The sequence below is a fragment of the Nocardiopsis kunsanensis DSM 44524 genome, from assembly GCF_000340965.1.
GTDB lineage: Bacteria > Actinomycetota > Actinomycetes > Streptosporangiales > Streptosporangiaceae > Nocardiopsis > Nocardiopsis kunsanensis.
This window is the reverse complement of the sequence record NZ_ANAY01000002.1, coordinates 124588-148805: the sequence shown is the minus strand read 5'-3', so window position 1 is coordinate 148805 and position 24218 is coordinate 124588. Positions and strand designations below refer to the sequence as shown.

Below are 24218 nucleotides of genomic sequence, written 5' to 3'. Positions count from 1 at the left end.
GGGAGGAGCGCACCCAAATTCATCGCCTGAAGACGATATGATCGCTGTATGGCGATGAATGAAGCGATTACACGCACCCCCGGAACGGGGGCGGCCGAGTCCCTGTTCCACTCCTTGTCCGACGGCACCCGGCTGGCGATCGTGCGCCGACTGGCCGAGGGTCGGGCCCGCGTGTCCGATCTCGTCGAGCACACCGGCCTGGCGCAGTCCACCGTCTCCGCGCACGTGGCCTGTCTGCGCGACTGCGGGCTCGTGGACGGCCACCCGCAGGGACGCCAGGTCTTCTACTCCCTCACGCGCCCGGAACTGTTCGACCTGCTCGCGGCCGCCGAGACCCTCCTGGAGGCCACCGGTCGGGCAGTACAGCTGTGCCCCAACTTCGGCGAGCGGGCCCGGGGTGCGGCCACGGGGGTCGACGATGAGTGACGCATGCGGATGCGGGGACGACACCGCCGCGCCCGCCCAGCAGGGGAACGGGCCCGCCCGTCTGTGGCACGTGGACGAGATCCGGTTCGCTGCCGCGGCCGTTCTGCTCCTGACCGCCGGATACGGGACCGGGTGGGCCGGCGGGCCCGAGTGGGGAGTGCTGCTCGGGCAGGCCGGAGCGCTGGCGGTGGCCGGATGGACCTTCGTCCCCTCCACCTTGCGGGGTCTGGCCCGGGGCAGGCTCGGCGTCGGCACCCTCATGACCGTCGCCGCGGTCGGGGCGGTCCTGCTCGGTGACGTCGGCGAGGCCGCGATGCTCGCCGTGCTCTACACCATCGCGGAGGGCCTGGAGGAGTACTCCCTGGCCCGTACCCGCAGCGGTCTCCGGTCGTTGCTCGCTCTCGTACCCGCCACCGCGACCGTTCGGCGCGACGGACAGGACCGGGGGATCGTTCCCGAGGAGCTGCGGACCGGCGACCTCCTCGTGCTGCGCCCCGGCGAGCGTCTGGCCACCGACGGGCGCGTGGTCTCCGGGGCCACCTCACTGGACACCTCCGCCATCACGGGGGAGTCGGTGCCGGTGGAGGCCACCACCGGTGACGAGGTCCACGCCGGATCGGTCAACGGGACCGGGGTGCTGGAGGTCGAGGTGACCCGCACCGCCGAGGACAACTCCCTTGCACGCATCGTGCAGGTGGTGGAGCAGGAGCAGTCCCGCAAGGGTTCCGGGCAGCGGCTGGCCGACCGGATCGCGCGCCCGCTCGTTCCGGGGGTGCTGGTCGCCGCGGCCCTCGTCGCCGTGGTGGGCGGGCTGTTCGGTGACCCCGCCACATGGATCGAACGCGCCCTCGTGGTGCTCGTGGCCGCTTCGCCGTGCGCACTCGCGATCTCCGTCCCCGTCACCGTGGTCTCGGCGGTCGGAGCGGCGACTCGGCACGGGGTGCTGATCAAGGGCGGTGCCGCGCTGGAAGCCCTCGGTACGGTGCGCACCGTCGCGTTCGACAAGACCGGGACACTGACCCGCAACCGGCCCGCCGTCACCGCGGTCCTCGGTGACCGGACCAGGGCACTGGCGGTCGCCGCCGCACTGGAAGCTCGCAGCGAGCACCCTCTGGCACCAGCGATCCTGGACGCTGCCGGGGACCTTGACCGCCCTGCCGAGAACGTCGAGGCGGTCGTCGGAGCCGGGCTCACCGGAACCCTGGACGGGCGCCCCGTACGTTTGGGCCGTGCCGGGTGGATCGCTCCCGGGGACATGACCGACGGTGTGCAGCGGCTGCGGGACACCGGTGCCACCGTCGTGCTCGTGGAGGAGGACGGCGCGCTTCTCGGAGCCGTCGCCGTGCGAGACGACCCGCGTCCCGAAGCGGCCGGGGTCGTCGCCGAGCTCCGGAACCGCGGGTACCGGATCGCCGTGCTCACCGGGGACGATCCCGTCACGGCCCGTGCGGTGGCCGGTGAGGTGGGCGTCGGCGAGGTCCACGCCGGCCTGCGCCCTGAGGACAAGGCCCGCGTCGTCGCCGACCTGCGTGCGCACGGCCCGCTGCTGATGGTCGGGGACGGGGTCAACGACGCACCCGCCCTCGCCGCCGCCGACGCGGGTGTGGCAATGGGTGCGATGGGCACGGACGTGGCGATCGAGACCGCCGACACGGCACTCATGGGCGAGGACCTCGGGCACCTGCCGCTGCTGCTCGCCCACGCGCGGCGTTCACGCACCATCATGTGGCAGAGCGTGGCGTTGTCGCTGGCGATCATCGTGGGGCTCATGCCGCTGGCCCTGTTCGGGGTCCTGGGCCTGGCCGCGGTGGTGCTGGTGCACGAGCTCGCGGAGGTCGTGGTGGTGGCCAACGGTGTCCGAGCCGGGCGCATACGGGCACCCGCCCCGGCCGCGCCCGCACCCCGTGCGCACGAGCCCGTCCCCTGACCCCTGCGTGGCTCTCAGTCGGCGGGGTGGAGCCGTGCCATGGTGGCGCGGTCCTCCTCGCCGAAACGTTCCTCCAGCTTCTCGGGGGCGGCGTCGGTGTCGATGGTGGTGACCGCTGCCCCGCGGGCGGACTCGATGGCTCCCAGACGCCGCACGGCACGGTTGTTCGCGTACTGGACCAGTTCGTCGGGCGGCAGTTCGTAACGCTCGAACGCCGGATTCCGGCTGGGGACGTCGCTGCGCTCGACGGTGTCGAGTACGTGCGGCAACAGCTCCTGGAGCCGGTCACTGATCACCTGCCAGTTGCTGTCGTCCCCTGCGACGTGGCGGCGGCACGTGAAGGTGCCCCAGGCCATGTGGCGGCGCTCGTCGTCACCGATGCGGCGCACGATACGGCGCATACCGGGGAAGATCCCGCGCACGGTGCACAGGTGGTTCCACGCGTAGTACCCGGTGAGGGCGAGCGACCCCTCGACGATGTGGTTGTAGGTCACCGAGGCCCGTACCTGGTTGCGCGGGCTCGGGTCGGCCACGAGTGCCTCCAGCGCACCGGGCAGTTCCTCGTAGAACAGCGCCCGGTAGCCGGGGTTGTGCTCCACGAACCGGTGCAGGTCCTCCTGAACGCCGATGGCGTCCAGCCAGCGGCGGAAGGCCTGCACGTGCTTGGCCTCCTCGTACAGGAACTGCGTCAGGTACATCTCGTCGCCGAGCCGCCCCTCCGCGGACATCGCACTCAGGAACGGCAGAAGGTCCTCGGTCACGGCCTCCTCCCCGGCGACGAACAGGGAGCACAGCCGCAGGACCCGTGTGCGCGACTCCTCGTCGAGGCCCTGCCAGTCCTCGGCGTCCTGGGACAGGTCGATGTCGGCGGGGTCCCACCCGCGCTCGTTGCCCTTGGCGAACAGTCGCAGCGGCAGGGACTCCCAGTTCAGTCCGCCTGCCCGCAGCGAGTGGAAACCGGAGCGCTGCCGGGTGTCGGTCATGAGGGGCCTCCGGGGGGTAGGGAAACCGACCCTCATGATTGGGCACATCCGCTACAGATGTAAAGATCTGGCGGAGAAGAAACCGGACGAGCGGGATTCGGCTGTCTCCCTCGACGATGCAGCCTCGCCGAAACGGTACGGTTCGGGGGTACACTCCACGCCGAACGAACCGATCGGGGGACGACGTGTTCTGTGGTGAGCCCGGGAGCTCCGGTTACGCCTCGTGCGCCGCCCAGACCCAGATCTTCGCGCTGGCCTCTGTGATCCCCGCGTTGCTCGGCCTGGCCCTCCTGGTGATCGCCTTCACCGCGCCTTCGGTCCGCGGAGACCGGCTCCTGCGCTCCCGCACACTCGCCTACTCGCTCATCGCGTGGGGCATCGCGGCGGGGACCTACGTCATGGGTGTCCTGCCCTCGGTCTGACCCGGAGGTTCCCGCGGCCACACGGAGAGCGCGGTTCCGGGCCGGTCGCCGGGACCGGCCCGCGGCAACTCACCGCTTGCGCGCCAACCCGCAGTACTGGGGCAGGTCGCGGCACCGGCCGACCTCCACCGGCTCCGGACGCCACTTGCTCACCGAGACCACCCCCGGGTCGACCAGGTCCAGGCCGTCGAAGAACCGGGTGAAGTCCTCCAGCGAACGCGGCACGTAGGGCAGGGTCACCCCGCCCTCCCAGATCTTCGTGAACTCCGCGATCTCCTCGGGACCCAGAGTCACCGTGTCCGACAGCACCCCGTCGCACACCGCGACGAAACTCCCCGTCGGCAGCGCGTCCACGTAGGTGCGCACCAGCTCCAGCGCCTCGTCCAGGTCGGGGAAGTGCCCCATGGTGCCCATGAGCATCAGCGCGACCGGCTGCTCGAAGTCCAGGGACTCGCGCGCCCGGGCCAGGACCCGTCCGGTCTCGCGCAGGTCGGAGTCGACGAACGAGGTGTGCCCCTCGTCGGTCCCGGTCAGCAGTGCACGTGCGTGTGCCAGCACCAGCGGGTCGTTGTCGACGTAGACCACACGGCTGTCCGGGGACAGCCTCTGGGCCACCTCGTGGGTGTTGTCGGCGGTGGGCAGGCCCGCGCCGATGTCCAGGAACTGGCGGACCCCCTCCTGCTCCACCAGGTGCGTGACGCTGCGGCGCAGGAACGCGCGGTCACCGAGGGCGGCGTCGACGACTTCGGGGAACCGCTCCCGGATCCGGTCGCCGACCTCGCGGTCGGGCGGATAATTGTCCTTTCCTCCGAGCCAATAGTTCCACACGCGCGCGGTGTGTGCGACGGACGTGTCGATGGGGGTGTGCGACATGGGGCCTCTCAGACGCGTGGGGGGATCCGATGTCGACATTGTCCTATCTCGTGACCCCTGCCACAACTCGGGCACCGGTGCCGGGAACAACCCTCGAACCCCGCCACGGCCCAGCCACGCGGGAAGACCCCGTGCGCTTGCTCAGGCCAACAGCTCGGCCGCATCCGTGATCTGGTACGCGTATCCCTGCTCGGCCAGGAACCGCTGTCGGTGGGCCGCGTAGTCCTGGTCCAGGGTGTCCCGGGCGACGACCGCGTAGAACCGCGCGCTGCCCCCGTCGGCCTTCGGACGCAGCACCCGGCCCAAGCGCTGGGCCTCCTCCTGGCGCGAGCCGAACGAACCCGACACCTGTACCGCCACACCGGCCTCGGGCAGGTCGATGGAGAAGTTCGCGACCTTGGACACCACCAGGGTCCGCAGTTCACCGGACCGGAACGCGTCGTAGAGCCGTTCCCGCTCCTTGTTGCGCATATCGCCCTTGATCACCGGAGCGCCCAGGGACTCGCCGAGCTCGTCCAACTGGTCGATGAAGGAACCGATGACCAACACCTGCTCCTCCGCGTGGCGTTCCACGAGGGCGCCCACGACCCGGTTCTTGGCGTCGGTGGAGGCGCAGAACCGGTAACGGTCCTCCGGCTCGGCGGTCGCGTAGGCCATGCGCTCGGCGTCGGACAGGTCGACCCGCACCTCGACACAGTCGGCCGGAGCGATCCACCCCTGGTTCTCCATGTCCTTCCACGGGGCATCGAAGCGCTTGGGACCGATGAGGGAGAACACGTCGCCCTCGCGGCCGTCCTCGCGCACCAGGGTGGCGGTCAGACCGAGCCGCCGCCGTGCCTGCAGGTCCGCGGTCATCCGGAAGATCGGGGCGGGCAGCAGGTGCACCTCGTCGTAGACGACCAGCCCCCAGTCCCGCGCCTCGAACAGCTCCAGGTGCGTGTGCACACCCTTCTTGCGGGCCGCCATGACCTGGTACGTGGCGATGGTGACGGGACGGATCTCCTTGCGGCTGCCCGAGTACTCGCCGATCTCGTCCTCGGTGAGGGAGGTACGGCGCAGCAGCTCGGCCTTCCACTGGTGCACCGAGACGGTGTTGGTGACCAGGATCAGCGTCGTGGTCCCGGTCATCGCCATCGCCGCGGCGCCCACGATGGTCTTGCCCGCGCCGCACGGCAGCACGACCACACCCGAGCCCCCGGCCCGGAAGCTCTCGGCGGCCTCGCGCTGGTAGGGGCGCAGCTCCCAGCCGTCCTCGGCGAGGTCGATCTCGTGGGCCTCGCCGTCGACGTACCCGGCCAGGTCCTCGGCCGGCCAGCCGATCCTGAGCAGTTCCTGCTTGAGGTTCCCGCGCTCACTGGGATGCACGGCGACGGTGTCGCCGTCGATGCGCTCGCCCAGCATGCCCTTGAGCTTCTTGGCGCGTACGACCTCCTCCAGGACGGCCCGGTCGCTGGAGCGCAGCACCAGTCCGTGGGCGGGGTCGCCGTCCAGGGTGAGGCGGCCGTAACGGTCCATGGTCTCGGAGATGTCCACCAGGAGGCCCTGGGGCACCGGGAACCGCGAGAAGCTCACGAGCGCGTCCACGGCCTGCTCGGCGTCGTGGCCGGCGGCGCGTGCGTTCCACAGCGCCAGCGGGGTGATCCGGTAGGTGTGCACGTGTTCGGGGGCGCGCTCGAGCTCGGCGAAGGGCGCGATGGCTCGGCGGCACTCGTCGGCCGACTCGTGGTCGACCTCGAGGAGGAGGGTCTTGTCGGACTGGACGATCAGGCAGGACACACGGGACCTTCACTCTCGTCGACGGCGTGTGGGGAGGGCCCCACGTGCAACACGTGTACTGCTCCGATCATGCCCGCCGTCCGGGAGCGGTGGGGCACACCCCTGTGCGGCGTACGGCGGCCCGTCCGTCAGCTCACGAGGAGTACCGCGGTGACGAAGGCGCCGAGGAGGACGGCGAAGATGCCGAGGTGGATCCCGTCGGAGACCCAGGCACGGCGACGGAACACGGCGTGGTGCCCCGGGGCGCGGCTGTGTTCGGACAGTGCGACCCCCGCCATGACCGTACCGATGAACGGGGTGACGTTGCCCATACGCATGGGCGCCGGCAGGACACCGACGACCAGCGCGGTGATCGTGCTGCCCGTCGGCGGCTGGTGCTCGGGCGGGACGTGGGCGTAGGGGTACGGGGCCGGCGGCGGGCCGGGAACCGGACGGTACGCACCGCCGTGGGGCGGTTGCGGTCCGCCGTAGGAGGGACCTCCGACCGGGGAGAGCCGTACTGGGGCCGATGGGGACCGTAGTAGGGATCGGGCATCGGGGGCTCCATGGAACGGCACGGTCGGGGAGCTGCCGCTGGGGCCGAGCGGCCTCAGCCGCCGACCAGCATCATCATGAGGAACAGGACGGCGAGCGGGACGGCGAAGACCACCGACAGCGCGATGTAGGCGAAGTTGCACGCCCAGGTGTAGCGGATGAAGCGCTCCACCTCGGAGGTGTTCGGGATCTTCGTCAGTGCGGTCACCGCGAAGGCGACACCGGGCAGGTTGGCCACCAGTACGTAGAACCAGAGTCCCATGGTGATGCCGAGCAGGGGGACCGCCCACGTCAGGAAGGCCACGACGAGTGCCGCGACCGCACCACCCACCCGTGGCGGCGGGCCGGAGGGCGGTGGTGCGCCCGGAGGGGGGTTCGCGGCACCCGGGGCGGGCTGTGCGGTGTGGGGCGCGGGCGGGGCCGTGTGCGCACCTGCGCAGGGCCCCTGAGCGGGAGGCGGCCCGCCGTAGGTTCCCTGGGCCCCGCGGTGGTCCGCACTGTAGGAGCCGGGAGCCGGGTACGGCTCCCGGAGGCTCCGCGGGGACGGCGGCCCGGTCTCACGCAGGCCTTCGGACGGGCGCAGGACCGGGTTGGGGTCCCGCTCCCAGAAATCCCGTGGGCCTCCACTGTTCACCGGTATCCGCTTCCTCCCCTTTGTCGCGTACTGTCGCGGTACCCATTCTCCACCGGGGGGACGCAAGTGCGCCGGTCAGTGTTCATGACACGGGCGTGCCGCTCGGCCCCGGATCAGTACGGTACGAGACCGGTGATCTCCTGGAGCCAGGAACCCGCTTGGGTGAAGACCACGAACGTCAGCACGAGCATCACGAAGATCATGACCCCCGCCGCGCCCAGGCAGTACCAGGAGTAGCGGGTCAGGGTCTCGGCCTTGACCGGCATGCCGCGATCACGCGCGTGCCCCGCACGGACCGCGAAGACGATGCCCGCGACGCCGAACAGCCAGTTGAAGCAGCACAGGACCGTGATGGCGTGCAAGATCATCGCGGTGGTGGCGCTGCTGGCCCCGCCCCCGGCCATGGGGACGCCGGACCCGCTCGATGAGTCCTGGTCGTCCCCGCGGTCACGGTCCTGTTCCTGCTGTTCCGGTTCACGCGCGGGCGCGTTCCGCGGTTCCCGGCGCTGCTCGGGCTGTGGGCCGAGCCGGGGCTCCCGGGGTTGCTCGGTCCGGGGGCGGCGCTCCCGGACACGCTGCGGTTCCTGACGGGCCTCCTGGTGCTCGCGTGCCAGGTCGAGGTCGGGGGCGGCCTCGGGCCGATGGGTACCGCGGCCGGGACCGTTCCGCTCCGGGTGCGGGGGGCCGCCGGGTGCGCGACGAGGGCCTCGGTCCCGATCGTCGTCGCCGGGGTCGCGGGGGGACGATGCCCCTGGGGGCAGCGGTGGATTGCTCATCGGGGTCTCTCTCGCACGTTGAGGCTCGACCTGGCGCGCCCCGCCGGAGAGGAGCACGCGCGAGTCACTGTACGGTGTTCGACCCCGCCTCCCCCTGAGGAGGAGGCATTCCGGTCCTCCTCCCGGACCGGCGGTTCCGGGACGCTGCCCGCCCGGTCCACGACAGCTGTCCGGTGCTGGGCGAGGGGCCTGCTCCACGAACCACCGTGGAAGGAGGTCTCGCCGCCCGATACCGGCCCGACCCGCCGGACGCGCGGAAGCCTCGGCACCCGGGTCCGGCAGCGCGTCAGGCGTCGGGGTCGGCGAGCTCGGCCACCGCCGAGATCCGGTGCACCGCGAACTTGTGCACGGCATCCCGTGTCGCGTCGTAGGCGGTGACGAACCCGCCGTCGACCGACGACGGGTGCACGATCCGGCTCACCTGGCGCCCGTCGGTGTCGGTGTAGCCGATCCAGACCCGGCGCTCGTCCCGGGCCGCGTCCGAGAGCGCCGCCATGACAGCTGCGGCCCGTGAACCCGGGGGGCCGTCGGTGGGCAGCGGCACAGGGCGGCGCGCGATCGTGGATGCCTCGTCCCCGGCCCGCAACGCACGCACGGTCGCACGGACCGTCTCCGCGGAGGCCTCCCGGTCGGGTGCCTCGGACACCTCCACCGGGTCCGCGCGCCGGACCTCCGGCCGGTCCAGGCTCATCGCCCCGTCCCCGCTCTCCGGCACCGGGTGGTACCCCAGCTGCCGCAGCCGTTCCACCAGCGTCGCCCGGTTCTCCCGGCTCGCCACCACGGTGGGGGCGAGCCGGATCAGCCCGAGCCCCTCCGCACGCCGGTCGTTGAGCAGCTCCTCCAACAGGGAGGGCTCGTCGCAGCGCAGGTAACCGGACGCGGTCCCGGCGCGCAGCCGGCCGTGCCGCCGACCCACGTCCGAGACCAGGTAACGCAGGGCCTGGGGGAGCGGGGTACGTGAGTGGCGTTCCAACAGGCCGGTGATGTCGGCGACGCCCCGTCCGGCGTCCAGACCCCGGCGGATCGAGTCCTCGGTGAACCGGTAGACGGTGGCACCGCCGGTGGACTCGACCTCGGCGACCAGGGCGAGCTCACGGGCGAGGTCGGCCACGAGCGGACCGGGTGCCACGGCGGTCATGTCGCCCTGGACGAGGATGTGGTCCAAGGGCCGGGGCAACTCCTCGGCGAGTTCCCGGGCAGCGCCGTCGGGGTCCCCGGCCAGTAGCGGACGGGTGTGTCCGGCCAGGGCCCCGAACGCGGTCAGGCCGAGCACCGATGCTTCGGTGCGTGCGGTCTCCACGAGATCGGTGTGTACCGACGACTCCCGGCGCGGGTGGCGCCAGGCCATCCGTTCGGCCAGGGACTCCTCGGAGGGCACCAGACCCGGCTCGGCCTCGGCCAGCGTGTTGAGCAGGTCCCGGCGGGCCTGGGGCGCCCCCGGGCGGGCCAGACCCGGGCCCAGCACGTTCCGGACCCTCCCGCCGGAGTCCCTGGACCCGGCCAGGGAAGCCACCCGGTCGGTGCCGATCCAGGCCAGGGCCAGCCGCAGCCACCGCTCCTCCGGCGGGCTCTCCCGCCACAGGTCGTACTCGCGGGTGGGCAGCCACTCCCCGGACAGGCGGTCGTCGGTCCCCACCAGTCCGGCGGCTTGTGCGACCTCCAGCAGGAGTGCGGCCCCGGACTCGTCGACCTCCATCGTCTGCGCGGCCCGCCGCAGGTCACGTACGCCCAGACCACCGTTGCGCAGTACGCCGGGCGGCTCCTGGGCCCAGAGCTCCAACAGCTCCTCGAGCCCCCGGAGCACCGTGAAGGCCTGTCCGGCGGCGGTGCGTGAGACGGTCCCGGAGGAGCGCTCCCGGCCCTCGAACGCCGGCGGTTCGGACGAGAGTTCCCGGAAGAGCACGCCCTTCCGCAGGTGCAGGCCGACCTCGCGCGGCAGGGTGAGGGTCTCGTCGCCGGTCGGGATCAGCAGCGCCCGCGCGAGGAGGGACTCCACGGGTGAGCCCGCGGTGGCCAGGTCGACCTCGCGGCGGGCGTCGGTGACGGTGCCGTTGGGCGGTCCCCAGGCCATCCCCTCCAGCAGGCGGTGAGCGCGTTCGTCCACCCGACCGAGGAGCGCCCCGACCCTGCCGGGGTCCGAAAGCAGCATGGCGAGGCTCTCCACGGGGGTGGAGGCCGTGCTGTCGGGCGTGAGCTCTCCGGCCAGGCGTTCGACGGACGCGTGCGGCAGGTCCGCCAGGAGAGGGCGTGCGGGAGGTCCGAGCTGAGCGGGGTGGGGGAGGAGCTCGCGGAGTACCTGGACGGGCCGTACACGGCCGCGGTCCGGCCAGACCAGGGCGAGGCGGAGGAGCTCCCCGAGGGCGCGGTCCAGAACAGGGGTCGTTTCGGAGGCCTCCTCCGAGGGCCGGTGGTGGACGGCGGACGTGTCCGGTCCGCCTGAGCTGTCGGAGCCGATGGCCGTGCCCGTCCCGGGAGCGGGCGCCGGGGCCGGGCGCAGGGCTTCGGCGAGCTCGGCCGCGGTCACACCCACGGGTTCGGACAACCGGTCGTCGCCCAGGGCCACGACGGCCTCCAGAACGGCCAGGGTGAACCGGTCCAGGCGTTCCAGCACCCGCAGTACGGCGTTGCGGGTGGTGGCACGGCCGGCCAGGGCACCGATGTCGGAGGGCACCGGCCGGGCCAGGTCCGGGCGCGCACTCAGCAACGCGGTGAGTTCCTCGTCGGAGCGGCTGCGCAGCCAGCCCGTGAACGTCGGCGGCCTGTGCCGGGGGGTGTCCGAGCGGTCGTCGGACGGCTCGGGCCCGGAGCCCTCGGCGGTTGGGTTCTCGGTCATCGTTTCCACGTTATGGCCTGTCCGTCGGGTTCCTTTCCACAGTGTGCTCCGCCTCTGCCCGCCGGGACGTCTTCTGCGGGGCACCGATCGGCCACCGGCTCCTGCCGGTGCGGTACCGGCCGACGTGACGGAAGGCATACACCGAATACGCCCTGGTGATCCGGTTCGGGGAGGGGCGGTGCCCCATCGGTGGCCGAAATTCGCGAAGAGGGGTTAAAAGCCGGGTGGTTCTCGACCACTATGGGCCCATGAACCAGCGCTCGGAACAATTGGTGCTCAATTACTTGTCCGAGGTCGGGCTGGCGTCGTACGGACACTTGACCGCGAAGGAACGCACGGCCTTCCTGGCGGAGCTGCGCTCGAAGATCGACGAGCGCCGCAGGACGGCCCCGGACGACCACGTGGACACGGTGCGCGGGATCCTGCGCGGGTTCGGCAGCGCCGAGGACGTGGTGGAGCGCGAGTGCGGCGGACGCAACCTCGACCTGGAGGACAACGAACTCATCCCCGACCGTCCCCAGCACGCGAACCGGCCGCCGCCCCCCTGGCGGGGAGGACCGAGCGCGGGCCTGATGGGCCTGGTGGAGGGGCCCGGCCGGGCCGACACGGTCGCGGGCCGGAAGAAGTCGCGGGCCAGGGGTACCGGACCCCTGAGGGGAACAGCTCTGGTCGTGCGCACGCACCCGGCCGAGGCCGCGGCTCTGGGGCTGATGCTGCTGTCCGTCCCCTGGTGGATGGACCTGGCCTTCGTGTGGGTCCTGGCCGCCGCGCTCGTCGCTCTGAGCCAGGTGTGGAACGGGCGCGACACGTGGATCGGCATCGGTCTGCCGGTGCTGGCCTGCGTGTCGGGGATGGCCCTGTGGGACGGGGACGCCCGTTACGTCGACGAGTACATCCTGGAATCACTGACCGACACGGGTGTGATCGGCCTGGGGCTGGCCAACCTCGTGTGTGTGCTCTACCTCTTCCCGCGGGTGCTCCGTGCGGCCGAGCGGAAGGAAACGGCGGCCCGACCGGTGTGAGGGTGTGCGGTCCCAGGGGGTCACTGATTGGCAAATGCTCGGAATAACCTTTTCCGGCTGGGCCGTTCCGGCGCGTCCGGAGGCGCTGTTTCGGGTACCCATGTCGGTACACGGCCACTTTCGTCAGGGCCGCGGCGGTAGCGGTGTCCCAGCCCGCCAGCATGGGCACCGACCGCGTCGACGACGGACCCCGGTTTCCGCCGAGTCCCGTCCCATTACTCCGCATCCAGCGGTGATCGGGGCCGTTGTCGTCCCGAGGCCCGGATGGTCCGCCTCCGGGCCTCGTTCCCGTGTTCAGGGGCCTCCACGGAGGAATTGTGCTCTCGCGCCCGGATACCCCCTGTCGGTAGCCTGGGAGGGTACTCACGGAAACCGGAGGGACCGCCCAGGGAACGAACGGTGAAGCCGCGTTCCGGGCTCTCCAGGTTTCGGTCCTGCGGTTCCCGAGATTGAAAGCATGAGGTCACCCAGTGCCCACCGGCAAGGTCAAGTGGTACGACGGAGACAAGGGTTTCGGTTTCCTCACGCGCGACGACGGCGGTGAGGTGTTCGTGCATTCCTCCTCCCTGCCCGAAGGAACCACCGCGCTGCGTACGGGGCAGCGGGTCGAGTTCGGCGTGGCCGAGGGACGCAAGGGTGCCCAGGCGCTCCAGGTGAAGTTGTTGGACTCCCAGCACTCGGTGGTCGAGGCCCGTCGGAAGAAACCCGATGAGATGGTCGTCATCACCGAGGACCTCATCAAGCTCCTGGAAGGTCTCTCCAACGGCTACCGCAGGGGGCGCCGACCCGACCGCCGAGAGGCGGCCAAGGTCGCGTCCGTGCTGCGTGTGGTCGCCGACGAACTCGACACCTGAGGCCGTGGGGTCGGGCACGGCATCCCGCCCGTGCCCGACCCGTGACCCGGAACTGAGCGATTCGGACCGCCGAATTGGTCAGATCGGTGCCCACCATCAGTGAGAATGGAAAACGTGAGCCCTTCTCGACGTTCTCCTGTACCGGACAAGGCATGTATCGAGGCGGTGGATCTCGCCCGCTCGGTGGCCGCCGAGATCGGGCGACCCGAGTGGGTGGGTGAGCACCTCACCCCCCAGGTCGAGGACACACGCCTGGTCACGCACTACTTCACGTGCCTGGACCCCGCATACCCGGGGTGGAACTACGCCGTCACCGTGGTCCGCGCCGCGCGCGCGAAGAGGGTCACGGTCAACGAGGTGGTCCTCCTGCCGGGTCAGGGTGCGTTGACCGCACCCGAGTGGGTCCCGTGGAAGGACCGCCTGCGCCCCGGCGATGTCGGGGCCGGCGACCTGTTGCCCACGGAGGAAGGCGACATGCGCCTGATGCCCGGCTACGCCCAGGTCCCCGAGACCGACCTCGAGGCCGAGGGTGTCGACCAGCAGATGATCTGGGAGCTGGGGCTGGGGCGCAGCCACGTCCTTTCGGAGTTCGGCCGCGAGCAGGCCGCCCAGCGCTGGTACGAGGGCGATGCGGGACCGCGCACCCCGGTGGCCAACCAGGCCCCGGCTCCGTGCGCGACCTGTGGTTTCCTCACCCCGCTCGCCGGTGAGCTGCGCAAGATGTTCGGTGTGTGCACGAACGAGTACGCGCCCGACGACGGCCGGGTCGTGTCCCTCGACCACGGCTGCGGAGCGCACTCGGAGGTGCGTGCACCCGAGTCGCAGAACGAACCGGTCGCGCCCGTCATCGACGAGATGGGCTACGACCACATCATCTTCGACGACACCACGGAACTGGAGCTGGTCTCCGCCGACTCCTGACCGGCCGACGGCCCCGACGTGCGACGCACGCCGGGGCCGTCGTTCCCGGGGGACCGCGCATGCTCGGAGCCGGGTATGCGGGCGCGTGGCGCGGCACACCCGCTCCGGGCATGTCCTAGGCTCGGTCTACCGCGTGCGCCCCGCCGCGGACGGTCCTTTGTCCCAGCGCGCGAGGAGTCCACGATGGCCGAATCCGCGGTCGCTGCGGCGACCGACCCCTTCCACACCGCAGAACTGCGCCGACGTGTGCTCGCGGCCTGGGCGGACGCCCCGGCCCGGTTCCGGGAGGACGCCAACGCCGAAGAGGACTTCGCGCTCGGCGGCTACCGCGACCGTGTCGTCGTGGAACTGGCCCAGAACGCCGCCGACGCCGCACTCCGCTCCGGCCGGCCCGGCCGTCTGTTCCTGGAACTGAGCGAGGACCGCCTCACCGCCGCCAACACCGGCTCCCCGATCACCTCTGACGGTGTGGAGTCCCTGTCGACACTGAGGGCCTCCACCAAACGCGACGACCACGGGTCGGCCGGCCGTTTCGGGGTCGGTTTCTCCGCGGTGGCCGCCTTGAGCGACGACGTGACCGTGGCCTCCTCCACCGGTGCGGTGCGCTTCTCCGGAGAGAGTGCGGGCTCGGCCGTGGCAGACCTGCTCGCCGCGGACGACACCCACGAAGAACTCGCCCTGGAAGTGGAACGCCGCTCCGGGCACGTTCCCATGCTCCGCCTGCCCTTCCCCGCCGAGGACACGGGCGTCCCCGAGGGCTACGAGACCGCCGTCACCCTCGTGCTGCGGGACGAGGACTCCGCCCAGCGCGTGCGTGAACTCCTCGACCGCACCGGCGAGGCGCTGCTGCTCGCACTGGACGGCCTCGCCGAGATCCGTGTACGTGTCGACGGTACCGAACACGTCCTCACCCGCGACGAGGGCGGCCCGGCCGACCTCACCACCACCAACCGCGACGCGCACGGTGAACGCACCACCCCCTGGCGTCTGCTCTCCCGCTCGGGCCGGCTCTCCCCGGAGATGCTCTCCGGACGACCTGCCGAGGAACGGGAACGCACCGCGTGGCGGATCACCTGGGCGGTCCCCGTCGACGCCGAGGGCCGGGTCGCGCCGATGCCCTCCGACGTCGAACCGGTCGTGCACGCCCCCACGCCCACCGACACCGCCCTCGACCTGCCTGCGGTCCTGATCGGCACGTTCCCGCTCAGTACCGATCGCCGTGGTGTGCAGCCCGGAGCCGTCACCGACTTCCTGCTCATGGAGGCCGCCAACGCCTACTGCGCCCTGCTGCGCCGACTCGACGCCCGCTCCGCACTGGACCTGGTGCCCGAGGCGAAGGTGGCAGGGGGCGCCGTCGACGGGGTCTTCCGGACCCGGGTCGCCGAACCGCTGCAGGACACCCCGTTCCTGGTCACCGAGGCGGGCATGCCCGTCGCCCCGCGCGATGCCGTGCTCCTCGACGCCGGCGGGGGAGCCGAAGGGGCGGCCGAGAAGTTGGTCGAGCTGATCCCGCAGGTCCTGCCCGGTGCGTGGAACCCCCGCCACCCGGCGCTCGCCGCGCTCAAGGTGCGGCGTCTGGGCCTGGCCGAACTCGCCGACCTGCTCTCCGACACCGACCGGTCCCCGAGCTGGTGGGCCGACCTGTACGCGACCCTGTCCACCGCTGACACCACCGACCTGGGCGCTCTGCCCGTGCCGCTGGTCGACGGCCGGCTCGTGCGCGGACCGCGTTCCCTGCTCATGCCCACAGGGGACTGGCGGCCCACGGACTCCGAGGCGCTCGGTGTGCGTGTGGTCCACCCCGAGGCCGCCCACGCGCTCCTGCTGCGCCTGGGTGCCGTCGAGGCCACCGCCGCGACCGTGCTCGCCGACCCGCGTACCGAGGCGGCCGTGCGCGACTCCCTCGACGCCGAGGACCCCGACCCGGTCGCCGAAGCCGTCCTCGCACTGGTCTCCGCCTCCGGGAGCAGTACCGACGACCTGCCGTGGCTGTCGGAACTGGCCCTGCACGACGACGAGGACGGCTACTCCGTGGCCGGGGAACTCCTCGTGCCCGGAGCGCCACTGGCCGACCTGCTGGCCGCCGACGCACCGTTCGCGACCGTGCACCAGGACCTCGTCGACCGCCACGGGACCGACGTGCTGCGGGCGGTCGGCGTGCTGTGGGAGTTCCCGCTCGTACGGGCCGACGAGGTCGCGCTCGGTGAGGACATCACCGACGACTTCGACGGCGACGGTATCGAGGACTGGGCCGACGACGTGCTCGAACGTGTCGGTGATCCCGACCTGCCCCCGGTCGTTCCCGAACTGCTCTGTGTCGCCGACCTCGACTGCGTGGCCGAGGACCGGTGGCCGCAAGCGCTCACCATGCTCGCCGAGGGACCGTTGCGGGAGGCCGTGACCGCACCCACCCGTGTGCTCCTACCCGACGGCCGGGTCCGTGACGTGCCTTCCTACACGGCCTGGTGGCTGCGTTCGAGGGCCCGCCTGAGCGGCCGTGCGCCTGTCGAGTTGCGGGCCGGCGACGCCGAGTCCGCCCTGACCGGCCTCTACGACGAGGCGCCCGCCACCGTGGACCGTGAATTCGCGCGGGCCCTGGGGGTGCGGACCACCGTCGCCGACCTGCTCGCCGACCCCGGCGGCCCCGACGACCTGCTCACCCGCCTGGCCGACCCCGAACGGCACGTGGGGCGCAACACCCTCCACAGCCTGTGGACGGCGATGGCCGAGGTCGACCCCGACGCGGTCTCACCGCCCGCCCGCGTGCGAGCGGTGAGGGAGGGCACGATCGTGGTCGCCGACGCCGAGGACACCGTCGTCCTGGACTCCCCGGACCTGATGCCGCTCCTGGACGGGCCCATGGTCATCGCCCCCGCCGCCCTCGCGGGACGCCTGGCCGACGTCCTCGACCTCGACCTGGCGAGCGAGGTCGTGACCGGGCGGGTGGGCTCGGCGGGACGGATCCGTCCGGTCCCGGACGAGGCCGAGCTGTTCCTGGACCTGGCCGACCGCACCTACCTGCATCACCAGTCCCTGACCGTGGACGGCACCCAACTCGACTGGTACGTCGGGGACGACGCCGTGCACGCGTCCGGCACCGACGGGCTCGCCCGTGCCCTGTGCTGGCGGGCCGGCGCCTGGTCGCGCCGCCACCTGCTCGCGGCGGCGCTGCGCGACCCGTCCGCGTCCGCCCGGTTGCTGGCCGAGGCCGACCTGGACTGAGGAACGGGTGGACCAGGAAGGCAGGGGCGGACGCCGTCGGCGGATGTGCTCCTTCTCCCACGCCGACGACCGGAGCACCCATGCACCGGACGGCCTCTTCCCTCTCCACTTCCCGGCCCCGAGACGGTCCTGTTCGGGACCCTCGCCTGCATCCCGCCGAACCGTTCCGGTCCGGGACCGAGGGGACCGCACGTGGCCGGGTGGTGCTCAGCGGCGCCTGACGTTCGGTGGCGACCCGGTGGGGAATGACAGGCAGGGAGGAGGGGAGGAAACAGCGATGGACCTGAACAACCAGGTGGAAGCGGTCGACCGCACGGTCGAGGTCGAGCCCACGGCCGACGGTGAGGAGTACGCGGTCGTGCTCACCCGTGACTTCGGTGTCGTGGCCGAGGAACTGTGGCGGCTTTGCACGGATCGCGAACGCCTCGCCCGGTGGTTCGTACCCGTCACCGGGGAGTTCGAGGAGGACGGGACCTACCAGGTGCAGGACAACACCGCCGGACGGATCTTGGCCTGTGACCCGCCGCGTTCCTTCCGGGTGACGTGGGAGTTCAGCGGTTACAGCGAACTAGAGGTACGTTTCACCGTGCTCTCCGGCACGCGTGGCCGCCTGCGCATCGCACACGCCGCGCCCGTCGACGAGCACTGGGCGGAGTACGGGCCCGCGGCCACCGGGATCGGATGGGAACAGGCGCTGCTCGGGCTGGACAGGTACCTGGAGACCGGCGACCCCAACCCCGGTGGTGACACCGAATGGGAAGAGTCGGCCGCATACCGCGACTTCGTCATGCTCTCCGGGCAGCGGTGGGGTGAGGCCCACGTCGCCGCGGGCGGCGGACCCGCTGCGGCCGAGGCCTCGGCCGCACGGACCGTCGCCTTCTACACCGGCCGGGAGACCTGAGGCGTTCCGTTCTCGGGCCGGTCCGGCGTGTGGGCCCGTGTTCCGCCGACTCCCGCTTCCGCGGGATGCCCCGGGGCCGCCCGTGACGCGGGTCTCCAGGAGGCGTGCCCGGGCGCCCTACCGCGCGACGCGGAAGAAACCCTCCGAGATGAGCGTGCGCAGCGCGTCCGGGGTCCGCTCACGGACCACCGTGGGATCCTCACCCATGAGCTCGGCGATCGCGTCCAGCAGGGGCCCCACCGGCATCGTCCCGTCGCACACGCTCGCCAACGCGGCCTCGACCGTTCCCACGCGCGCGACGCGGTGCAGACCGTCGCGCTGGCGCAGCAGGATCTTCTCCGGATCGGGTGCCCCGGGCCTGCTCATCCGCTCCTCGACCACACCGGGGGCCAACGCCACGTGTGCCGACAGCAGGGCCGCATCGGTCAGCCGGTGCGCGGTCATCGCCCCGTTGACAACCTCGGGCAGGTAGGGGCCGACCGGCTGCTCGATCTCGTGTCGCAACTCTTCCACACGCACGGTCGCGTCCTGGGCGGCGTCCTTGCGCAGGCTGATCCAGCCGAAACCGATGCCCTTGATGCCTTCGCGCTCGAAGTAGTCCAGCCAGGCGTCGTAGCGCCGCGTGTACTCGGGCGTCCCGTGCTCGCACGAGTCGCGCAGCCACAGCTCCACGTACTCGGCCGGGTCCTGCACGTCGCGTTGGACCACCCAGCCCGAGCACCCCGTGCCGGCGACCCAGCCGCCGACACGGTCCTCCCAGTCGTCGCCGTCGGCGTGCACCCAGTTCGCGAGGATCTGGCACCAGCCGCCGTCGGTCAGATGGGCGGGAGCGCCGCGCACCAGTTCTGCGCAGACGGAGTCTCCGGGCAGGTCGGACTCGCGGTAGGTGTACCGCGAGGCCTCTGGTGTGATCACGAAGGGCGGGTTGGACACGATGAGGTCGAAGCGGTCGTCGGCCACCGGCTCGTAGAGCGAACCCTCCAGCAGACGCGCGTCGGATCTGCCTGACAACGCGAGGCTGATGCCGGCCAGGTGCACAGCACGCGGGTTGAGGTCGGTCGCGACCACCTCGCGGGCCCGCGAACCCAGGTGGAGTGCCTGTACGCCGCAGCCCGTGCCCATGTCCAGGGCTCGGTCGAAGGGTCCGTCCACGATGAGCTGGGACAACGTCGACGAAGCGTTACCGGCGCCCACGACGTGGTCCGGACGGGGCACGGCGCCGCTGCCCGGACGTACCTTGGGGTCGGAGACCACGAATCCGGGCCGGCCTTCCTCGAGCTCCCACGGGCCCAGGTGGACCAGGGCGCGTACGACACGTCCGCGCTCGCCCTCCTCGACGGTGACCAGGCCGGTCTCGACCAACTCCTCGACGGGCAGGATCTTGCGGGCCGCGCGCTCGGGGATGGGCGACTGCAGCCACCACAGGCGCAGCAGCAGTCCGAGCCGTTCGTCCCCGCCGGTGGCGCGCATTGCGGGTACGGGTTCCTCGCGGGCCAGGGCGCGTGCAGCGGCGTCGCCGAGACGGTCGCGCACCCCGGACACCGTGTAATCGGCGTCGATCAGGATGCCACGCAGCCGGTCGGCGAGTCCGCGCGGGAATTCTGTCTCAGACACCTGCCCATTATCGGCCAGGTGGGGGACCGGAACCGACTGCCGGACGGGCTCAGGGGCGCTCGGGGCCGGTGTCTTCGCTGGTCCCGGCCGTGCTGTCCCGCGACGCACGGTGGGTGGCCCCGCTCGTCCCGGCCCCGGTCTCCTCCGTGTCTTCGGTCTGTTCCGGGCCCTCTCCGCGGTTGCGGAGCAGGCGCGGAATGTAGAGGAACCCGAAGACCCCCAGGGCGATGCCGGTCAGACACACGCCGATCCACCACTGCTCGGAATCGGGGAGGCCGTCGCCCATGGCGAGCAGGAGGACCAGGGCGGCGGTCCAGGCGAGCGTGCCGATGGCGGCGGGCACGCGGTAGTCGCTCTCGTGGACGTCCGGATCTGGCTGGCGAGGTTTGCGCACGGGTCCAGGTTATCGCCCGGGCGCGAACGCGGGCGAAAAGTGGCCGGCGGGCTCTCGCTGGAGGACTTCTTCCGGGTGCGTGTCCGATTGATGCCTACATCACACTGTTCGTCCTCACACCCCAACTATTCGGTGATTTATATGAAACCTCTGCGCAACATGTGTCTGCTGTTGTGCGAAGGTGCAACTAATCTTGCTCAGTGTCCGTGATGTCCGCCAACACGACCAGGTCAGAGTGAAGACGTGAACGCAGCAACCCCGCCCCCCTCCCAGACTTCCGACGCTCCACGCGGAGCGCTCGACCGCTACTTCCGCATCACCGAACGCGGGTCCTCCCTCGGCAGGGAGATCCGCGGCGGCCTGGCGACCTTCTTCGCCATGGCCTACATCGTGGTCCTCAACCCCCTCATCATCGGGACGGCGGAGGACGTCAACGGCGAGACCCTCGGCATCCCCGAGGTCGCGGCCATGACCGCCCTGGTCGGCGCGCTCTCCTGCGTGCTCATGGGTGTGGTCAGCCGCTACCCCTTCGCGATCGCCGCCGGCATGGGCCTGAACGCGATCGTCGCCTACGGAATCGCACCGCTCATGCCCTGGGCGGACGTCTTCCTGCTGGTGATCATCGAGGGCATCGTTCTGCTGATCCTGGTGCTCACCGGGTTCCGTACCGCGGTCTTCGCCGCCGTGCCCCCCGGCCTCAAGATCGGCATCGCCGTCGGTGTCGGCCTCTTCCTGACCTTCGTCGGCCTCTCCAACGCCGGCTTCATCACCGGTGCCGAGGACACCCCCGTCCAGCTCGGCTCGGACGGCAGCCTCAACGGCTGGCCGATCGTGATCTTCGTGCTCGGTCTGCTCGTGGGCATCGCGCTCTACATGCGCAACCTCAAGGGCGCCCTTCTCATCGCCATCGGGGTGGCAACCGCCGTCGCGATCGCGGTGGAGACGCTGATCGGCGACGGTGCCGGCGGGCTCGGTTGGAGCCTGGGCGAGTCCCCCACCCTGCCCACGAGCCTCGGTGAGTTCGTCGCGGTCCCCGACTTCAGCCTCATCGGCCTGTTCGCCGACGGCGGCCTCAACATCGCCGCGCGGTGGTCGGACGTGGGCCTGGCCACCGTCATCATGCTGATCTTCACCCTGTTGCTCGCCGACTTCTTCGACACCATGGGCACCATGGTCGGCGTCGCCCACCAGGGCGGCCTCGCCGACGAGGACGGCAACATCGAGGGCACCCGCGAGGTGCTCATCGCCGACTCCGCCGGCACGATCCTCGGCGGTCTGGGTTCGGCATCGGTCGCCACGCTCTACGCGGAGTCCGCAGCCGGTGTGGGTGAGGGCGCCCGTACCGGTATCGCTCCGATCGTCACCGGCGCCATGTTCATGCTCGCCACGCTGTTCACCCCGCTGGTCGAACTCATTCCCTTCGAGGCCGCCACCCCGGTGCTGGTCATCGTCGGGTTCATGATGATGACCCAGGTGGTCAACGTCGACTTCGCCGACCCGGCCATTGGCATGGGCTCGTTCATGGCGATCATCATGATGCCGTTCACCTACTCCATCGCCAACGGCATCGGTTTCGGCCTGCTCACCTACACCTTCATCAGCCTGGTGCTGGGCCGGGGCCGCCAGGTGCACCCGCTCATGTGGTTCGTCTCCCTGGTCTTCCTGATCCACTTCGCGGAAGCACCGATCTACGCCCTCATCGGCTGATCCGGCCGGTGGCTCCGGTCGACCGACGGTTTCCGGCCGAGGGAATGCCGGGGCGGGTGAGTGGCGTTGTCCCCAGAGATGTGTCAACGCCGTTTACTCCATGTCGGTCCCCGAGCCGGGAACCCCCGCACAACGGTTCCTCCCCACTACGACAGAGAGGTGGGGAGGAACCGTTGAAGCATGCTTCCATGTTCCGTTCCCTGGGCGTGCGCAACTACCGCCTGTACGCGATCGGCCAGCTGCTGTCCAACCCGGGCACCTGGATGCAGCGCATCGCCCAGGACTGGCTCGTCCTCCAGCTCAGCGGCGGCAGCGGCATCGCCCTCGGACTCACCACCGCCCTGCAGTTCCTGCCGATGCTCCTCTTCGGCCTCCTGGGCGGCGCGATCGTCGACCGCATCGACAAACGCCGACTGCTCATCTGCACCCAGAGCGCCATGGCCGTGCTCGCCGTCGGGCTGGGCGTTCTGGCCACGGCCGGTGCCGCCGAGGTCTGGCACGTGTACCTGTTCGCTCTCGGGCTGGGCATGGTCACCGTCGTCGACAACCCCGGACGCCAGTCCTTCGTGCCCGAGATGGTCGGCCGTGACCACCTGACCAACGCGATCGCGCTCAACAGCGCCAGTTTCCAGCTCGGCCGTGTCACCGGACCCGCCGTCGCCGGACTGCTCATCGCCTGGGTCGGCAGCGGGCCCGTCTTCCTCATCAACGGTGCCTCGTTCGGGTTCACCATCCTCGCGCTGATGATGATCCGCACCTCCGAGCTCAACCGCACCGACCGTGACGCGGCCGGCGGCAAGGGACGGATCCGCGAGGGCCTGGCCTACATCGCCTCCCGCCGCGACCTCATCGTGCTGCTCACCCTGGCCGCCTGCACCCAGTTCTTCGGCGCCAACGTCCAGAACCAGCTCGCACTCATGGTCAACAACGTCTTCGAGACGGGCGCGGACGCCTTCGGGTGGGCCGCGGCCTGCCTGGCCGTGGGCTCGCTCGCCGGCGCCCTGCTCGCCGCGCGGCGCGAGCGCCCCCACATGCGTCTGGTGCTGCTCGGCGCCCTCGCCTTCGGACTGCTGCAGGCCGTGGCCGGGACCATGCCGTCCTACCTGGCCTTCATCGTGGTGCTGGTGCCCATGGGCGTGGCGTTCATGACCTTCGTGACCACGCTCAACGCCACGTTCCAGCTCAGCGTCGCCCCGCAGATGCGCGGGCGGGTGATGAGCATGTTCCTGCTGGTGTTCATGGGTGTGGCACCGATCGGGGCACCGGTCGTCGGATTCCTCGCCGACACCTGGGGGCCCGGGACGAGCATGTTCATCGGCGGAACGGTCACGGTCGCCGTCGTCGTGGTGCTCACGCTGGTGTTGCGCTGGGCCAAGGGCATCAGTCTGCGGGAGCTGTTCACCACCGCCCGCATCGACGACGGCCGACCGGCCGAAGAAGCCGAGCCCGCAACCGGTCCCGAGGACACCGCGGGCCAGGTCGACGGGCCACCGGCCGCCGTGGACGGGGAACCGGGCACCACCCGGGAACCCGGGGACGGCGAGGACCGGCCCCGAAGGACGGACCACCGGGGCACGGCGCGGCCCTCCGGGACCGAGAGGACCTGAAGCGACGGTGTCGGTCAGGCCGTGACCACGCGGGTCATGATCGACACCGAACTGACCACCATCAACGCCAGCACGGCGCGGCGGAACCACTCGGCGTCCATCCGACGGAAGACCCACTCGCCCGCGACGGTGCCCAGCACCATCGCGGGTACACCGGCCAGTACCGCCAGCCCGACCTGGGTGGTGAGCTGACCGGTCAGCCCGAACCCGATCAGCGTCCCCACACTCGTCGCGGAGAAGGTCATGCTCAGGGTCGCGCGCTGGGTCCGGGGCGACAGACCGCGGTATTCGGACCCCTGGATCCCCGCCACCAGCAGCGGGCCGTCGATCGCGGTCGCCGAGAACGAGGCGCCCGACAGCAGGCTCATCCCCGCCACGGACGGTGTACCGCCCGGGATCCGGACCCGGAACCAGATCAGTACCGTGCTCACCACGATCACCGTCGCGATCAGGGCCAACAGCGTGCGCTCGTCGACCACGTTGATCACCCACAACCCGAACGGGACGCCGACCAGCGCCGACAGCAGCAGGAGCGGGGAGAGCTTCGGATGCGCGTGCGCCCGGTCGCGCACGGCCACCCACAGGTTGAGCGGGACCGCCGTGACCGCCGCGATCACCACCGCCGTCACCGGGTCGATCAGCAGAGCCATCAGCGGCACCGACACCAGCGAGTAGCCGAAACCGGCCGTGATCCGCACCAGGGAGGCCACGGCCAGGGCGGCGAAGACGGCGGCGAGCTCGAGCACAGAAGGGGACTCCGGTTAGGGGACGGGGGGAAATCCAGCTCAGCGC

19 protein-coding genes and 1 pseudogene are annotated in these 24218 nt (G+C 71.2%); 10 read left to right on the top strand and 10 right to left on the bottom strand.

The genetic code is table 11. The annotated features are described in order from the left end of the window. The first annotated feature begins 48 nt into the window (after window positions 1–48). Together D456_RS0102055 and D456_RS0102050 are read left to right on the top strand one after the other, a co-directional pair. Entirely contained in the window at window positions 49–426 is a 378-nt protein-coding gene (locus D456_RS0102055; RefSeq protein WP_017574484.1) for an ArsR/SmtB family transcription factor, read from the top strand. After that, window positions 419–2353, top strand: coding sequence for a heavy metal translocating P-type ATPase (locus tag D456_RS0102050; RefSeq protein WP_017574483.1), 1935 nt, complete (start codon window positions 419–421; stop codon window positions 2351–2353). Before D456_RS0102055 ends, D456_RS0102050 begins: the two co-directional genes overlap by 8 nt. Window positions 2354–2367: 14 nt before the next feature. On the opposite strand, the gene D456_RS0102045 is transcribed toward D456_RS0102050, so the two are convergent. Further along, the gene (locus D456_RS0102045) at window positions 2368–3336 is read right to left on the bottom strand and encodes a R2-like ligand-binding oxidase (RefSeq protein WP_017574482.1); all 969 of its coding nucleotides are present in this window, start codon (window positions 3334–3336) and stop codon (window positions 2368–2370) included. A gap of 185 nt (window positions 3337–3521) precedes the next feature. Here D456_RS0102045 and D456_RS0102040 point away from each other — a divergent pair, with 185 nt between their 5' ends. Next, window positions 3522–3758 carry a hypothetical protein gene (locus D456_RS0102040; protein WP_017574481.1) on the top strand — a complete coding sequence of 79 codons (237 nt, stop codon included), beginning with the start codon at window positions 3522–3524 and terminating at the stop codon, window positions 3756–3758. 69 nt (window positions 3759–3827) lie between these two features. Here D456_RS0102040 and D456_RS0102035 read toward each other — a convergent pair whose 3' ends face one another. The 6 genes from D456_RS0102035 to D456_RS0102010 all read right to left on the bottom strand — a co-directional run bounded on the left by D456_RS0102035 (window position 3828) and on the right by D456_RS0102010 (window position 11184). Continuing rightward, the gene (locus D456_RS0102035; protein ID WP_017574480.1) at window positions 3828–4631 is read right to left on the bottom strand and encodes an SAM-dependent methyltransferase; all 804 of its coding nucleotides are present in this window, start codon (window positions 4629–4631) and stop codon (window positions 3828–3830) included. A 141-nt stretch (window positions 4632–4772) separates the two neighbouring features. Continuing rightward, on the bottom strand, window positions 4773–6407 hold the full coding sequence (locus D456_RS0102030) for a DNA repair helicase XPB (protein WP_017574479.1): 1635 nt from the start codon (window positions 6405–6407) through the stop codon (window positions 4773–4775). Window positions 6408–6535: 128 nt separating this feature from the next. After that, window positions 6536–6964 carry a hypothetical protein gene (locus tag D456_RS26420; RefSeq protein WP_152442451.1) on the bottom strand — a complete coding sequence of 143 codons (429 nt, stop codon included), beginning with the start codon at window positions 6962–6964 and terminating at the stop codon, window positions 6536–6538. 32 nt (window positions 6965–6996) lie between these two features. Further along, the gene (locus D456_RS0102020) at window positions 6997–7272 is read right to left on the bottom strand and encodes a hypothetical protein (RefSeq protein WP_026115489.1); all 276 of its coding nucleotides are present in this window, start codon (window positions 7270–7272) and stop codon (window positions 6997–6999) included. Between the two features lie 416 nt (window positions 7273–7688). After that, window positions 7689–8351: a hypothetical protein gene (locus tag D456_RS27980; protein WP_017574476.1), complete on the bottom strand. Its 663-nt coding sequence runs from the start codon at window positions 8349–8351 to the stop codon at window positions 7689–7691. A 286-nt stretch (window positions 8352–8637) separates the two neighbouring features. Further along, the gene (locus D456_RS0102010; protein WP_017574475.1) at window positions 8638–11184 is read right to left on the bottom strand and encodes a helicase-associated domain-containing protein; all 2547 of its coding nucleotides are present in this window, start codon (window positions 11182–11184) and stop codon (window positions 8638–8640) included. A 248-nt stretch (window positions 11185–11432) separates the two neighbouring features. On the opposite strand from D456_RS0102010, the gene D456_RS0102005 reads away from it, so the two are divergent. The 5 genes from D456_RS0102005 (at window position 11433) to D456_RS0101985 (ending at window position 18104) form a co-directional block, all read left to right on the top strand. Beyond that, complete coding sequence (locus D456_RS0102005) at window positions 11433–12206, top strand: hypothetical protein (RefSeq protein WP_040698503.1); 774 nt, start codon at window positions 11433–11435, stop codon at window positions 12204–12206. A 470-nt stretch (window positions 12207–12676) separates the two neighbouring features. Then, window positions 12677–13060, top strand: coding sequence for a cold-shock protein (locus tag D456_RS0102000; protein WP_017574473.1), 384 nt, complete (start codon window positions 12677–12679; stop codon window positions 13058–13060). Between the two features lie 165 nt (window positions 13061–13225). Beyond that, the gene (locus tag D456_RS0101995) at window positions 13226–13981 is read left to right on the top strand and encodes a DUF3027 domain-containing protein (RefSeq protein WP_017574472.1); all 756 of its coding nucleotides are present in this window, start codon (window positions 13226–13228) and stop codon (window positions 13979–13981) included. Between the two features lie 183 nt (window positions 13982–14164). Further along, window positions 14165–17203 carry a sacsin N-terminal ATP-binding-like domain-containing protein gene (locus D456_RS0101990; RefSeq protein WP_017574471.1) on the top strand — a complete coding sequence of 1013 codons (3039 nt, stop codon included), beginning with the start codon at window positions 14165–14167 and terminating at the stop codon, window positions 17201–17203. A gap of 277 nt (window positions 17204–17480) precedes the next feature. Next, window positions 17481–18104 carry an SRPBCC domain-containing protein gene (locus tag D456_RS0101985; protein WP_017574470.1) on the top strand — a complete coding sequence of 208 codons (624 nt, stop codon included), beginning with the start codon at window positions 17481–17483 and terminating at the stop codon, window positions 18102–18104. 117 nt (window positions 18105–18221) lie between these two features. On the opposite strand, the gene D456_RS0101980 is transcribed toward D456_RS0101985, so the two are convergent. Next, window positions 18222–19718 carry a DUF7059 domain-containing protein gene (locus D456_RS0101980; RefSeq protein ID WP_017574469.1) on the bottom strand — a complete coding sequence of 499 codons (1497 nt, stop codon included), beginning with the start codon at window positions 19716–19718 and terminating at the stop codon, window positions 18222–18224. Between the two features lie 148 nt (window positions 19719–19866). Further along, a pseudogene (locus D456_RS0101975) lies at window positions 19867–20112 on the bottom strand (DUF2530 domain-containing protein); the annotation flags it as partial. A 243-nt stretch (window positions 20113–20355) separates the two neighbouring features. Between D456_RS0101975 and D456_RS0101970 the strand changes: the two are divergent. Further along, complete coding sequence (locus D456_RS0101970; RefSeq protein WP_017574467.1) at window positions 20356–21819, top strand: NCS2 family permease; 1464 nt, start codon at window positions 20356–20358, stop codon at window positions 21817–21819. Between the two features lie 188 nt (window positions 21820–22007). Beyond that, on the top strand, window positions 22008–23426 hold the full coding sequence (locus D456_RS0101965) for an MFS transporter (protein ID WP_017574466.1): 1419 nt from the start codon (window positions 22008–22010) through the stop codon (window positions 23424–23426). Between the two features lie 14 nt (window positions 23427–23440). On the opposite strand, the gene D456_RS0101960 is transcribed toward D456_RS0101965, so the two are convergent. Next, window positions 23441–24172, bottom strand: a complete 732-nt coding sequence (locus D456_RS0101960) for a sulfite exporter TauE/SafE family protein (RefSeq protein ID WP_017574465.1) — start codon at window positions 24170–24172, stop codon at window positions 23441–23443. Window positions 24173–24218 lie beyond the last annotated feature (46 nt).